Source organism: Vibrio sp. 99K-1 (genome assembly GCF_013114585.1).
Classification (GTDB): Bacteria; Pseudomonadota; Gammaproteobacteria; order Enterobacterales; family Vibrionaceae; genus Vibrio; species Vibrio chagasii_B.
Genome location: NZ_VTXF01000026.1, coordinates 68,694 through 80,370, shown reverse-complemented (window position 1 = coordinate 80,370; position 11,677 = coordinate 68,694). Strand labels below are relative to the sequence as shown.

Below are 11,677 nucleotides of genomic sequence, written 5' to 3'. Positions count from 1 at the left end.
CTTGGCTTACTGATTCGTTCTGGTTTCCTAAGAAGCCATCCCGTGTCAGCGAGGTGGCATTATAGAGATTTCGATCACACTGGCAAGCCCTTTTTTAAGTTTTTCTTACTTTTTTGATTGTTCGAGTGTTTTTTGTTCAAAACACGCCATTTTCACTAGTATTCTCCACAAATAAAGGCTTATGGTGCCTATATAAAGGAGGATTTATGAGTTCAATACGTAGTTACAAAGGTATATCACCTCAGATCGGACAAGGTGTCTATATAGATACAAGCTCAGTACTTGTTGGTGATATCAAAATTGGTGATGACTCTAGTGTATGGCCTTTAGTCGCAGCTCGAGGAGATGTGAATCATATCCATATTGGCGATAGAACTAATATCCAGGACGGTAGTGTTCTCCATGTTACCCATAAGAATGCTGAGAACCCTGAAGGTTATCCTCTATTAATCGGCAATGATGTCACTATCGGCCATAAAGTGATGCTACATGGTTGCACGATTAAAGATCGTGTACTCGTGGGTATGGGCGCTATCGTATTAGATGGTGTGGTCGTCGAACAAGACGTGATGATTGGTGCAGGAAGTTTGGTTCCACCTAACAAGGTGCTTGAAAGTGGCTATCTATATGTAGGAAGCCCAGTTAAACAAGCACGCCCACTGAATGATAAGGAACGTGCTTTTTTACAGAAATCAGCTGACAACTATGTTCAGAATAAAAACGACTACCTAGACTCTGTGCTTCCCGTTTAAAGCGCTTTAATCTGAATTCGATTAGAGGAGTCATACTCCTCTTCTTCTATTAACTCTTCCGCTAACTCTTCAATATCAAAACGAAGCTCTGCAAAGATAGCCAAAGCTTGTTCGCCGCCTTCGATTTCTTTGTCTGATAATCGTGACAACTCTTCAATCGACACTTCACACTCAATCAGTGCGCCTGACTGCTGAGCTGGGAAGATAATAGATTGACTCTCTTCATCCCAATTTTGGATATCTGGGAATAGGATTGATTGATTCATTTTTTCTGAATACCTTGTTATATCTCTAGGTTCTTACGTAATTCTCTTAAAATCTGTTTTGTGCCCGGGCGAAGACCACGCCACAACATGAAACTCTCAGCCGCTTGCCCTACTAACATCCCCAAGCCGTCATAAGCAGCATGAACACCATTATCTAATGCCCATTGGTTAAATACCGTATTGCCCGAACCATAAACCATGTCGTAGACGACACTATTATCGTTGAAGATAGCAGGAGAAACTTCTGGTAGTTGACCACTTAGACCTGATGACGTGGAGTTAATAATGACATCAAAGCCTTCGTTCACATCACTTAGCCCCATCCCTTTTATGTTTCCATGCGAAGCAAACATGTCAGCTAACAATTCAGCCTTTGAACTGGTGCGGTTAGCCACCACTAATTGCTGTGGCTTTTGATCAAGCAAAGGTTGAATCACTCCTCTTGCTGCGCCACCAGCACCCAGTAAGAGGACTCGAGCTCCCTCTAATACTACTTGGTGTTGAAGTAAATCTTGAACAAGCCCCTCACCATCAGTGTTATCACCAATGATTTCTCCGTCATCTAGCTTCTTCAATGTATTAACGGCACCAGCTAGTTGAGCTCTTTCAGTCAATCGATTAGCAAACTGATAAGCATCTTCTTTAAATGGTGCTGTGACGTTACACCCTCTTCCACCTTCACTAAAAAAGGCTTTAGCCGAGGTAATGAACTGGCCATGTTCTGGCTGCAGTGCTGCATAGGTAAGCTGCTGGTTAGTTTGGCGAGCAAATAACGTGTGGATGAATGGCGATTTGCTTTGCCCAATAGGGTTACCGAAAACGGCATAACGATCTACTTGCTGTGTCATATCCTTACCTAACAGAAATAATAAAAAGGGTCATCTATATAGATGACCCTATCACTATCCCTATAAGGAAGGAAGAACTACCAAGCTCGAGGTTTTAGGTAGTCACTATAAAGCAACGCTTCTGGTGACCCTGCTTGAGGTTCGTAACGGTACTCCCAGCGAGCCAATGGCGGCATAGACATCAAGATAGATTCTGTGCGTCCGCCACTTTGTAGGCCAAATAAGGTGCCACGGTCATAGACGAGGTTGAATTCAACGTATCGACCACGGCGGTAAAGCTGGAAGTCACGCTCACGTTCACCATAAGCTGTCTCTTTACGACGCTCAACAATAGGTAGGTACGCCGCAGCATAACCTTCACCAACAGCCTGCATGTAAGCAAAACTCTTTTCAAAGCCCCACTCATTTAAGTCATCAAAGAACAGACCACCAACACCACGCGTTTCATCGCGGTGAGGCAGATAGAAGTACTTATCGCACCACTCTTTGTGTTCTTGATACACGTTATCACCAAATGGCGCACACAAGTCTTTAGCGGTTTGATGCCAAGACTGGCAATCTTCATCGAAAGGATAGAATGGCGTTAAATCGAAACCACCACCGAACCACCAAATAGGGTCCTCGCCTTCTTTTTCGGCAATAAAGAATCGAACGTTAGCATGAGAAGTTGGGATATAAGGATTTTTAGGGTGGATAACTAACGATACCCCCATCGCCTCAAACTTACGTCCTGCTAATTCAGGGCGATGAGCGGTTGCTGAAGCGGGCATTGCCTTACCTGCAACGTGAGAAAAGTTTACACCACCTTGTTCAAAGACCGCACCGTCAGTCATAACACGAGTACGGCCACCGCCACCAAGGCGATCGCCAGGTTCGCGTTCCCATGCATCTTCTTTAAACAGTGCGCTACCATCAGCTTGTTCAAGCTGTTGGCAAATCGAATCTTGTAGGCTCAGTAAAAACTGCTTTACTGCTTCTTTATCAATTGCTGACATTTTACTTTCCTTTGCAGGGTTTAACCCTGTCTTAATATTTTCGACGTTTTTGCATCTCTGATTTCGCTTGGCTTGTCACGACCACCCGTTTTCCCTTCAAGAATCGCAACCAAGTGTTGACCAAGTTGCTGTTGTACTTCTTCAGTCGTCATACAAGGCGGTTCGCCCGTCAGGTTAGCACTGGTAGAGGTTAACGGCTTACCGAATTCATTACACATTCTTTGAACCAAAGGGTGATCCGTCACTCGCACAGCGATTGAATCAAACTGACCACTCACCCAATCAGTCACTTTAGCACTGGTTGGCATGATCCAAGTGACCGGCCCCGGCCATGTTGCTTTAACCGTCGCTAGTTGCTCATCGGTCAGTTGGCTTTCATCAATATAAGGAAGCAGCTGCTCGTAACTTGCCGCAATCAAGATCAAGCCCTTTTCAACTGGACGCTGTTTTAACTCGAGTAATTTCTTGATGGCATGTGGATTATCAGGATCACAACCAACCCCAAAAACGCCTTCGGTCGGGTAAGCAATGACTTCGCCCTGTTGTAATGCCTGCAATGTATGTTGAAAGTTATCCACGGGTTGCCTCATTAAGTCAGTTATCGAACTCGCTAAGTGTACAAATTATCACTCACTGTTACTAAAGCTATTTGTTTATAAAATGTATCAATTGGCAATTTAGACTGACGCAAACGTTTTCCTAAAGCAATTTTACCCGTATAATGCGCGCAAAATATCTAATCACTAATTAAATCGTACCTGAAGGAGTTTGAGATGACTGTCGGTATTATCATGGGTTCTAAATCTGATTGGCCAACAATGAAGCTAGCTGCGGACATGTTGGATCAGTTTGGCGTAGCGTACGAAACAAAAGTGGTTTCAGCTCACCGCACACCTCAGTTGCTTGCAGACTACGCAACCAGTGCAAAAGAGCGCGGTATTAAAGTCATTATTGCTGGTGCTGGCGGTGCAGCTCACCTACCAGGCATGGCAGCTGCTTTCACAAGCGTACCTGTACTTGGTGTTCCAGTTCAGTCTAAAGCGCTGAAAGGCATGGATTCTCTGCTTTCTATCGTGCAAATGCCAAAAGGTATTGCTGTAGGTACTCTAGCTATCGGTGAAGCGGGTGCAGCGAACGCTGGCATCCTAGCTGCTCAAATCATTGGTACACACAATGAAGAAATAATGGCAAAAGTAGAAGCATTCCGCTCTGAGCAAACAGAAACGGTACTTGCTAATCCAAACCCTGCAGAGGACTAATTCCCATGCATGTTCTTGTGTTAGGCGCGGGCCAACTTGCTCGCATGATGTCCCTAGCTGGGGCACCACTGAATATTGAAATTTCTGCTTTTGATGTTGGCAGCAAAAATATTGTTCATCCATTAACGCAAGCGATTCTAGGCAACGGCTTAGAAAATGCGATTGAGCGCGCGGACGTGATTACTGCTGAATTCGAACACATCCCTCATGATGTGCTTGAAGTATGTGAGCACAGCGGTAAGTTCTTACCGACCACAGAAGCAATCAAAGCTGGCGGTGACCGTCGCCTCGAAAAAGCGCTATTAGACGAAGCGAACGTAAAGAACGCTAAGTACTATGTGATTAACTCTCGCGAAGACTTTGACGCTGCAATTGTTCATGTTGGCCTACCTATGGTGCTGAAGAGCACACTTGGCGGCTACGATGGCAAAGGCCAGTGGCGTTTAAAGACCTTAGACAACGTTGAAGCAACTTGGACAGAAATGGCCGAGTGCATTACTGCAACCGACAATCAAGCAATCGTGGCAGAAGAGTTTGTTCCATTCGACCGTGAAGTATCACTGGTTGGTGCGCGTGGAACCAATGGAGAGGTTCAAGTTTACCCATTGGCAGAAAATGTTCACACCGATGGCGTATTGAGCTTATCGACCGCAATTGATGATATTGAGCTGCAAGAACAAGCGAAAGCCATGTTTACTGCGGTTGCTGAGCGCTTAGATTATGTTGGCGTGCTAGCACTTGAGTTCTTTGACGTTCAAGGTTCACTGTTGGTTAACGAGATTGCACCACGTGTTCATAACTCAGGTCACTGGACACAGCAAGGTGCCGAGACTTGTCAGTTTGAGAATCACCTTCGTGCGGTCTGTGGAATGCCACTAGGTAGCACCAAGCTGATTCGTCCGACCGCAATGATCAACATCCTTGGTGAAGATACTCTACCTGACGCTATTTTGGCTCAGGGCGGTTGTCATGTGCACTGGTATGGTAAAGAGAAACGAGCAGGCCGTAAGATGGGGCACATTAACGTGAGCGCAGACTACAACGCCGAATTGCAAAGAACATTATGTTCACTAGCAGATATCCTCGACAAAAAAGCTTATCCAGCTATTCATGAGTTCGCTGAGCAGATGAAATAAGCCAGCATGGCTTTGTTAGTTTAGATACAAAAATGGCGCTCAGTGAGCGCCATTTTTATTTCTATAACCTGAGGCTATTCAGATTGAATGTGGTGACATTTGCGGTCGGCACATTGCTTTTTCATCCCTTGAGCTGTTTTCTTCTCAAGTAACAGCGGGAACTGACACGCTTCACAACGACCGATAATAGGCTGCTGGTTTACTGCAAACTTACACTTAGGGTAGTTATCACACGCGTAGAAAGTTTTTCCGTAGCGAGATTTACGCTCGACCAAATGGCCTTTGCCACATTCAGGACAGCCGACCAACGGCTGCTCTTCAGGTTGTTCTTTGGGCTGGTCTAAAGATTCGATGTGATTACACGCAGGGTAGCTGCTACAACCAATAAACATGCCATAGCGACCTTGCCTCAACACCAGCTCGTTTTGGCATTTAGGGCACGGTACACCCAGCTCTTTCACTACATGACCATCGTTTTGGTGCAAAGGCTTGATGTAGTCGCAATCTGGATATTGCTTACAGCCTAAAAACGGGCCGTGCTTACCATGGCGAAGCTGAAGCTCTCCGCCACACTGTGGACACGGTTCATGCTCTAGTGCATGTTCATGTGCTGAAAAAAGCTGATTATCAATCTTACTACTCATGATAAGCCTGTATTAATGCAAGATACCTTGCTCTTTGGTGTACAACAGCTCTTCCATTTGCGTGTAAGCACTTTCATTACCCGGTACATTGAACAGTACCATTAAGATAATCCACTTCAGATCATCCAACTCAAATTCATTGGTCTCTAACCCCATCACACGATCAATCACCATTTCACGAATCTCTGTCGTGAGAACGTTGATCTGCTCAAGGAACAACAAGAAACCACGACACTCCATATTAATACGTGATATCTCTTTACTTGTGTAAACACGCATCGAGGTATTAGAGCACATAGTAATCGCCGCTTGGTTATCGGTATCTTGCAGTGCAGCAAGGTCTTCTAACCAATGGAGAGCCTTATAAATATCATCTTGGTGAAACCCCGCTCGAAGAAGTTCATCTTCAAGTTCGTCTTGATCCACCTGCAATTCAGAATCGCTATGGATGTAGGTTTCAAACAAGTACATCAGTATGTCCATCATCATAGCTAGCCTCTCCCCTTTCGAATATAGCCACCGGAAACTGCAACAACATGCCCTGAGAGCTCAAGCTCTAAAAGCTGCATCATGACTTCATGCACAGGTATATGGGTTCTCTGTGCCAAAATATCAACGGGTGTCGCCTCTAATCCTACGTTAGCTAACAGATGTGGAAATGGCAATTGTTCATTTTCTTCCAAGCTTGGCGCAGGTTCGAATAAATTAGGCTGTTGATCTATAGACCAGTCTAACAGACTCTTTATTTCAACCAATACATCTTGAGCACTCTGTACCAAGCAAGCGCCGGCTTTGATTAAGCTATTGCCTCCACGGCTCGTCGGGCTATGAATAGAACCTGGAAGCGCAAAGACTTCACGTCCTTGCTCCAAAGCATAGCGAGCGGTAATGAGTGAACCACTTTTCTCTGCAGCCTCGATCACCAAGGTTCCTAACGATAAGCCACTAATAATACGATTGCGACGCGGGAAATGTTCAGGTCGCGGTTTGGCACTTGGACGAAACTCTGAAATTAGCGCCCCACTTTCACATATCCTAGCCGCGAGGTTTCTGTGTCTTGCAGGATAAATAGAATCCAAGCCTGAGCCCAATACAGCAAAGGTTTCGCCTCCTTTATCTAGTGCGCCATCATGGGCATAACCATCAATACCAAGCGCTAAGCCGCTGGTGACAATCAAACCATTTTGTACAAACTCTTTAGCGAATGATTTCGCCGTCTGTAGCCCTTCGATGCTGGCATTACGGCTGCCAACCATCGCGATTTGAGGTTCAATCAGCTTTTCAACGTTACCTCTAACGAAAAGCACAGTAGGCGCCGAGGCAATCTCACTCAGCAATTTAGGATAATGTGGGCAACTCGGAGTCAGGATGTGATGGTTGGATTGTTTAGCTCGCCAAGCGAGACAAGCCTCTACCTCTCTTGGGGCTTGTTCTCGTAGATAGGAGATTTGTTTGGTTGATAAACCTAGTGCTTGTAGCTGTTGCCCTGAGTAACCAACAATGTTTAAAGGAGAATCAACACTCAGTAGGCGAGCAAGACGCTTTCCACCCAGTTGCGGAATAAAGCTTAACGTTAACCAAGCAATCAGTTGCTGTTCATTCACTCGCTTCCCTCTTCCGTCACTGCAAGGTCCAAAGGCGATACCGCCACAATGTCGTTACTCACTGGCTTTGAACTTTGAGTGATCAAGGCGAGGCTGAAATACTCATAAGGACGAATGACCATCAAGCTACCGAGCGAGGTACTTGGTAGCTGCACTTTATTACTCGCTGCAGACTCTTTGTAACTGTATTCACCTTGTTTGCCGAACACGACTGCACCACTTTCACTTAGGGTAAACATGGAGCCTTGACGAAGATTGTCCTGTGAGCCTTTATTGATTACCACCACCTGATTTTTAGCGCTGTACTGATTACCCTCGAGAGAACCTAAAACATTGGCGAACTGACCCGCCGCACTAGGGGTAGGATAAAACGTAGTAGAAAGATTCACTTGGTCGACACCCAGTTCGGGTAGTACTAGGTCATTAAGTAGAACTTCTTGCAGCTGAGTGTCTATCTGTAAGCTACTGAACTCATCGTCCACTTCTTTTAAGCGCGCAGTGGCAACCAAGCGCAAAGAAGTGATACTCGCTTGAGGCTGCTGCCTTTGATAAGTTTCAACGGCGCGGTAGATACCCCACTTAGGATGCTGCTGGTTTCCCGAGATAAACAACCGATCTGCACCAGACAAGAAGCGTTTTCCATCGCTTGTTCCCAACACTCGTTGCGCCGAGTCAATATCTTGCTGCTCAACCAAGCGATCAGACTGCAAATAAGGCAAAACCAACCCCTCGTTGACGGTAGGTACTGCTTTCTTCTCCGAGACACGAATCTTAGGGCTGAGTTTGATAACAGGCTTGAGGCTCAAGACAGGTTCACCATTAATCCAAACCAACGACAGTTTGTCTCCGGGATAAATAAGGTGAGGATTTTCTATCTCTGGATTCACCTGCCATAACCTTGGCCACAACCAAGGACTATCGATATACATCGCAGAGATATCCCACAAGGTGTCGCCCTTAACCACCACATAAGCCTCTGGCGCACCTCGCTTAATGGTTAAAGGTTGTTCACTATTCTCTGCCACCACGGCAAAAGAAATTGAGGAAAAAACAAGCGATAAAGTGGAGTAAATATGACGCATGACCTAGCTTCCTTGGTCTGTATATATGACATCGGATTGGAGAATTACCATCAGGATGCTGTCATTTGACCTCTAAAATGTCTAGAATTGAGCCAACAAGGTTAAAGCTGTTTCGGCACAGTTCAATATTTCGAGTGTATATGTCTGTATTACAAGTATTAACATTACCAGATGATCGTCTACGTACCGTGGCGAAACCGGTAAAAGAAGTTACCCCAGAGATTCAAAAGTTCGTTGATGACATGATTGAAACCATGTACGACGAAGAAGGTATCGGCCTTGCGGCGACGCAGGTAGATTTCCACCAGCGTATCGTAGTAATTGATATTTCAGAAACGCGTGATGAACCAATGGTTCTTATCAACCCTGAAATTATCGAGAAACGCGGCGAAGATGGTATCGAAGAAGGTTGTCTATCTGTACCTGGCGCTCGAGCTCTAGTACCTCGCGCTGCAGAAGTAACGGTTAAAGCACTAGACCGTGACGGCAACGAATTCACCTTCGACGCTGATGACCTTCTGGCTATCTGTGTTCAGCACGAGCTTGATCACCTAGAAGGCAAGTTATTTGTTGATTACCTATCGCCACTTAAGCGTAAACGTATTCAAGATAAGCTAGCGAAAATCAAACGCTTCAATGAGAAGCAAGGCAATTAATCGCAGCTATTACTAAATTAAGAAGGAAGCCTACCTTGAGTCAGTCTTTAAGAATTGTCTTCGCAGGTACTCCGGATTTCGCCGCCCGTCACTTGGCGGCGTTGTTGTCTTCGGAGCATGAAGTTATTGCTGTTTATACACAGCCAGATCGTCCAGCAGGCCGCGGTAAGAAACTGACTGCGAGCCCAGTAAAAAACATCGCTCTTGAAAATAACATTCCGGTTTACCAACCAGAAAACTTTAAGTCAGATGAAGCTAAGCAAGAGCTAGCGGATTTGAATGCGGACATCATGGTTGTTGTAGCGTACGGCTTATTGCTCCCACAAGTGGTTCTAGATACGCCTCGCTTAGGTTGTATCAATGTGCATGGTTCTATTCTACCGCGCTGGCGTGGTGCTGCTCCAATTCAACGCTCTATCTGGGCGGGTGATAAAGAGACTGGCGTTACGATCATGCAGATGGATATCGGCCTAGACACAGGTGACATGCTAAGCATCGCTACGTTACCAATCGAAGCGACAGATACTAGTGCATCGATGTACGAGAAGTTAGCAGGCCTTGGCCCTGACGCTCTAGTTGAGTGTTTAGCTGACATCGCTTCAGGCAAGGCAGTAGCTGAAAAGCAAGATGATGAGCTTGCGAACTACGCGAAGAAGCTAAGCAAAGAAGAAGCACGTATCAACTGGAGTGATGACGCGGCTCATATTGAGCGCTGCGTTCGCGCTTTTAACCCATGGCCAATGAGCCACTTTGAAGCTGCAGAAAACAGCATCAAGGTATGGCAAAGCCGTGTGGCAGAGCAAACCTCTGATAAGCCTGCAGGTACGATTCTGCAAGCCGATAAAACTGGTATCTATGTAGCAACAGGGCAAGGTGTACTTGTTCTTGAGCAGCTACAAGTTCCAGGTAAGAAAGCCATGTCAGTTCAGGATATCTTGAACTCTCGTGCAAGCTGGTTTGAAGTTGGAACTCAACTTTCTTAACCGCTTTAAAGCTGCCATCACGCAGTTTAGAAAACCTTTACGAGGGCAGAGATGCCCTCATGTATTTAAATAAATATTCGGTACCCCTCATGAATGTTCGCGCTGCTGCTGCAAATGTCCTATTTCAAGTTGTCGATAAAGGCCACTCTCTTTCACACGCTCTCCCTGCGGCTCAAAAAACGATCCGCCCGCGAGACCATGCTCTACTGCAAGAGATTTGCTACGGCGCACTTCGTTACCTACCTCGCCTAGAGTCAATCGCTAACGAACTGATGGAAAACCCGCTTAAAGGTAAAAAGCGCGTATTCCACCACCTAATTTTGGTGGGCATTTACCAACTGAGCTTCATGCGTATTCCTTCGCATGCAGCTGTTGCGGAAACGGTTGAGGGCACCAAAACACTGCGCGGTCCAAGCCTAAGTGGTTTGATCAATGCAGTATTACGTAGCTACCTACGTGACCAAGAAGAGCTGGATGAAAAAGCCGTTAGCCACAACGCGGGCAAATACGGCCACCCAAGCTGGATTCTAAAAATGCTTCAAGAGAGCTACCCAGAACAATGGGAGCAACTGATTGAAGCCAACAACAGCAAGGCACCGATGTGGCTGCGCGTAAACCGCCAACACCACACTCGTGACGAGTATGTTGAACTGCTTAAAAACGAAAACATTGAATACACCCTGCACTCAGAAGCAGCAGATGCAATAAAATTGGCTTCACCTTGTGATGTAACTTTATTGCCAGGCTTCGACAAAGGTTGGGTTTCAGTACAGGACGCAGCGGCTCAGCTTTCTGTAGATTACCTAACACCAAAAGATGGTGAGCTAATCCTAGACTGTTGTGCAGCCCCTGGCGGTAAAACCGCACACATTCTTGAGCACACCAACGACACTGAAGTGGTTGCGATTGACTGTGATATTAAACGCCTAGACCGTGTTTACGATAACCTTGAACGTCTACAACTGCGTGCCGACGTAATTTGTGGCGATGCTCGCTACCCTGAAGAGTGGTGGATGGGCGACAAATTTGACCGTATCCTGCTTGATGCTCCTTGTTCTGCGACTGGCGTAATCCGTCGTCACCCAGACATCAAATGGCTACGTCGAGCATCTGATATTGAAGCGCTTGCTGAACTGCAAAGTGAGATCATGGATGCAATGTGGCGCCAGCTGAAAGAAGGCGGCACCATGGTTTACGCGACATGCTCTATCACACCGCAAGAGAACGTTCTGCAGGTGAAAGCATTCCTAGAGCGCACTGAGAACGCAACGCTAGTTGGGTCTGATATCGAAAATCCGGGTCGTCAAATACTGCCTGGTGAAGAAGATATGGATGGCTTCTACTACGCAGTTCTAGTAAAACAGGCATAACAATTAACAGCGGCTAAGAATTTTATTTCTTAGCCGCTGTTTCTTTCTAGTGCATTATCAAAGCAAAATGAGAACACTAGAA

Annotated in this window: 14 protein-coding genes; 6 read left to right on the top strand and 8 right to left on the bottom strand. The window is 45.9% G+C overall.

Annotated elements, in window-relative coordinates:
* Nucleotides 1-206: 206 nt before the first annotated feature.
* Nucleotides 207-752, top strand: coding sequence for a gamma carbonic anhydrase family protein (locus tag F0228_RS19335; RefSeq protein ID WP_008221548.1), 546 nt, complete (start codon nt 207-209; stop codon nt 750-752).
* Here the strand turns inward: F0228_RS19335 and F0228_RS19330 are convergent.
* From F0228_RS19330 to F0228_RS19315, 4 genes are all read right to left on the bottom strand, one after another.
* Complete coding sequence (locus F0228_RS19330) at nt 749-1,018, bottom strand: DUF1488 domain-containing protein (RefSeq protein ID WP_105057685.1); 270 nt, start codon at nt 1,016-1,018, stop codon at nt 749-751. The genes F0228_RS19335 and F0228_RS19330 overlap by 4 nt on opposite strands.
* 17 nt (nt 1,019-1,035) lie before the next feature.
* Nucleotides 1,036-1,866 carry a shikimate dehydrogenase gene (aroE, locus tag F0228_RS19325; protein WP_171731232.1) on the bottom strand — a complete coding sequence of 277 codons (831 nt, stop codon included), beginning with the start codon at nt 1,864-1,866 and terminating at the stop codon, nt 1,036-1,038.
* A gap of 77 nt (nt 1,867-1,943) precedes the next feature.
* Nucleotides 1,944-2,861 carry an oxygen-dependent coproporphyrinogen oxidase gene (gene hemF, locus F0228_RS19320; RefSeq protein WP_061033977.1) on the bottom strand — a complete coding sequence of 306 codons (918 nt, stop codon included), beginning with the start codon at nt 2,859-2,861 and terminating at the stop codon, nt 1,944-1,946.
* A gap of 20 nt (nt 2,862-2,881) precedes the next feature.
* Entirely contained in the window at nt 2,882-3,439 is a 558-nt protein-coding gene (locus F0228_RS19315; protein WP_061033976.1) for an L-threonylcarbamoyladenylate synthase, read from the bottom strand.
* Nucleotides 3,440-3,634: 195 nt separating this feature from the next.
* Between F0228_RS19315 and purE the strand changes: the two genes are divergently transcribed.
* Nucleotides 3,635-4,120: a 5-(carboxyamino)imidazole ribonucleotide mutase gene (purE, locus tag F0228_RS19310; protein ID WP_105057688.1), complete on the top strand. Its 486-nt coding sequence runs from the start codon at nt 3,635-3,637 to the stop codon at nt 4,118-4,120.
* A 5-nt stretch (nt 4,121-4,125) separates the two neighbouring features.
* Nucleotides 4,126-5,256, top strand: a complete 1,131-nt coding sequence (locus F0228_RS19305; protein WP_171731231.1) for a 5-(carboxyamino)imidazole ribonucleotide synthase — start codon at nt 4,126-4,128, stop codon at nt 5,254-5,256.
* Between the two features lie 74 nt (nt 5,257-5,330).
* On the opposite strand, the gene F0228_RS19300 is transcribed toward F0228_RS19305, so the two are convergent.
* The 4 genes from F0228_RS19300 to F0228_RS19285 are packed head-to-tail and all read right to left on the bottom strand — an operon-like array spanning nt 5,331 to nt 8,586.
* On the bottom strand, nt 5,331-5,900 hold the full coding sequence (locus F0228_RS19300; protein ID WP_171731230.1) for a topoisomerase DNA-binding C4 zinc finger domain-containing protein: 570 nt from the start codon (nt 5,898-5,900) through the stop codon (nt 5,331-5,333).
* A 12-nt stretch (nt 5,901-5,912) separates the two neighbouring features.
* A complete protein-coding gene (locus tag F0228_RS19295) occupies nt 5,913-6,389 on the bottom strand; it encodes a DUF494 family protein (RefSeq protein WP_029235095.1) in 477 nt (158 codons plus the stop codon).
* A 2-nt stretch (nt 6,390-6,391) separates the two neighbouring features.
* Nucleotides 6,392-7,504 carry a DNA-processing protein DprA gene (dprA, locus tag F0228_RS19290; protein ID WP_061033973.1) on the bottom strand — a complete coding sequence of 371 codons (1,113 nt, stop codon included), beginning with the start codon at nt 7,502-7,504 and terminating at the stop codon, nt 6,392-6,394.
* On the bottom strand, nt 7,501-8,586 hold the full coding sequence (locus F0228_RS19285) for a LysM peptidoglycan-binding domain-containing protein (protein WP_171731229.1): 1,086 nt from the start codon (nt 8,584-8,586) through the stop codon (nt 7,501-7,503). The genes dprA and F0228_RS19285 overlap by 4 nt, the downstream gene beginning before the upstream one ends.
* Nucleotides 8,587-8,726: 140 nt before the next feature.
* On the opposite strand from F0228_RS19285, the gene def reads away from it, so the two are divergent.
* From def to rsmB, 3 genes are all read left to right on the top strand, one after another.
* On the top strand, nt 8,727-9,242 hold the full coding sequence (gene def, locus F0228_RS19280; RefSeq protein ID WP_008221567.1) for a peptide deformylase: 516 nt from the start codon (nt 8,727-8,729) through the stop codon (nt 9,240-9,242).
* A 35-nt stretch (nt 9,243-9,277) separates the two neighbouring features.
* Nucleotides 9,278-10,225 carry a methionyl-tRNA formyltransferase gene (gene fmt / locus F0228_RS19275; RefSeq protein ID WP_060983484.1) on the top strand — a complete coding sequence of 316 codons (948 nt, stop codon included), beginning with the start codon at nt 9,278-9,280 and terminating at the stop codon, nt 10,223-10,225.
* A gap of 89 nt (nt 10,226-10,314) precedes the next feature.
* Nucleotides 10,315-11,595, top strand: a complete 1,281-nt coding sequence (rsmB, locus tag F0228_RS19270) for a 16S rRNA (cytosine(967)-C(5))-methyltransferase RsmB (protein WP_060983483.1) — start codon at nt 10,315-10,317, stop codon at nt 11,593-11,595.
* The last annotated feature ends 82 nt before the right edge of the window (nt 11,596-11,677 follow it).

Coding starts and splice junctions, on each gene's coding strand:
- F0228_RS19335 (WP_008221548.1), top strand. CDS start 207: ATGAGTTCAATACGTAGTTACAAAGGTATATCACCTCAGATCGGACAA.
- F0228_RS19330 (WP_105057685.1), bottom strand. CDS start 1,018: ATGAATCAATCAATCCTATTCCCAGATATCCAAAATTGGGATGAAGAG.
- aroE (WP_171731232.1), bottom strand. CDS start 1,866: ATGACACAGCAAGTAGATCGTTATGCCGTTTTCGGTAACCCTATTGGG.
- hemF (WP_061033977.1), bottom strand. CDS start 2,861: ATGTCAGCAATTGATAAAGAAGCAGTAAAGCAGTTTTTACTGAGCCTA.
- purE (WP_105057688.1), top strand. CDS start 3,635: ATGACTGTCGGTATTATCATGGGTTCTAAATCTGATTGGCCAACAATG.
- F0228_RS19305 (WP_171731231.1), top strand. CDS start 4,126: ATGCATGTTCTTGTGTTAGGCGCGGGCCAACTTGCTCGCATGATGTCC.
- F0228_RS19300 (WP_171731230.1), bottom strand. CDS start 5,900: ATGAGTAGTAAGATTGATAATCAGCTTTTTTCAGCACATGAACATGCA.
- F0228_RS19295 (WP_029235095.1), bottom strand. CDS start 6,389: ATGATGATGGACATACTGATGTACTTGTTTGAAACCTACATCCATAGC.
- F0228_RS19285 (WP_171731229.1), bottom strand. CDS start 8,586: ATGCGTCATATTTACTCCACTTTATCGCTTGTTTTTTCCTCAATTTCT.
- def (WP_008221567.1), top strand. CDS start 8,727: ATGTCTGTATTACAAGTATTAACATTACCAGATGATCGTCTACGTACC.
- rsmB (WP_060983483.1), top strand. CDS start 10,315: ATGAATGTTCGCGCTGCTGCTGCAAATGTCCTATTTCAAGTTGTCGAT.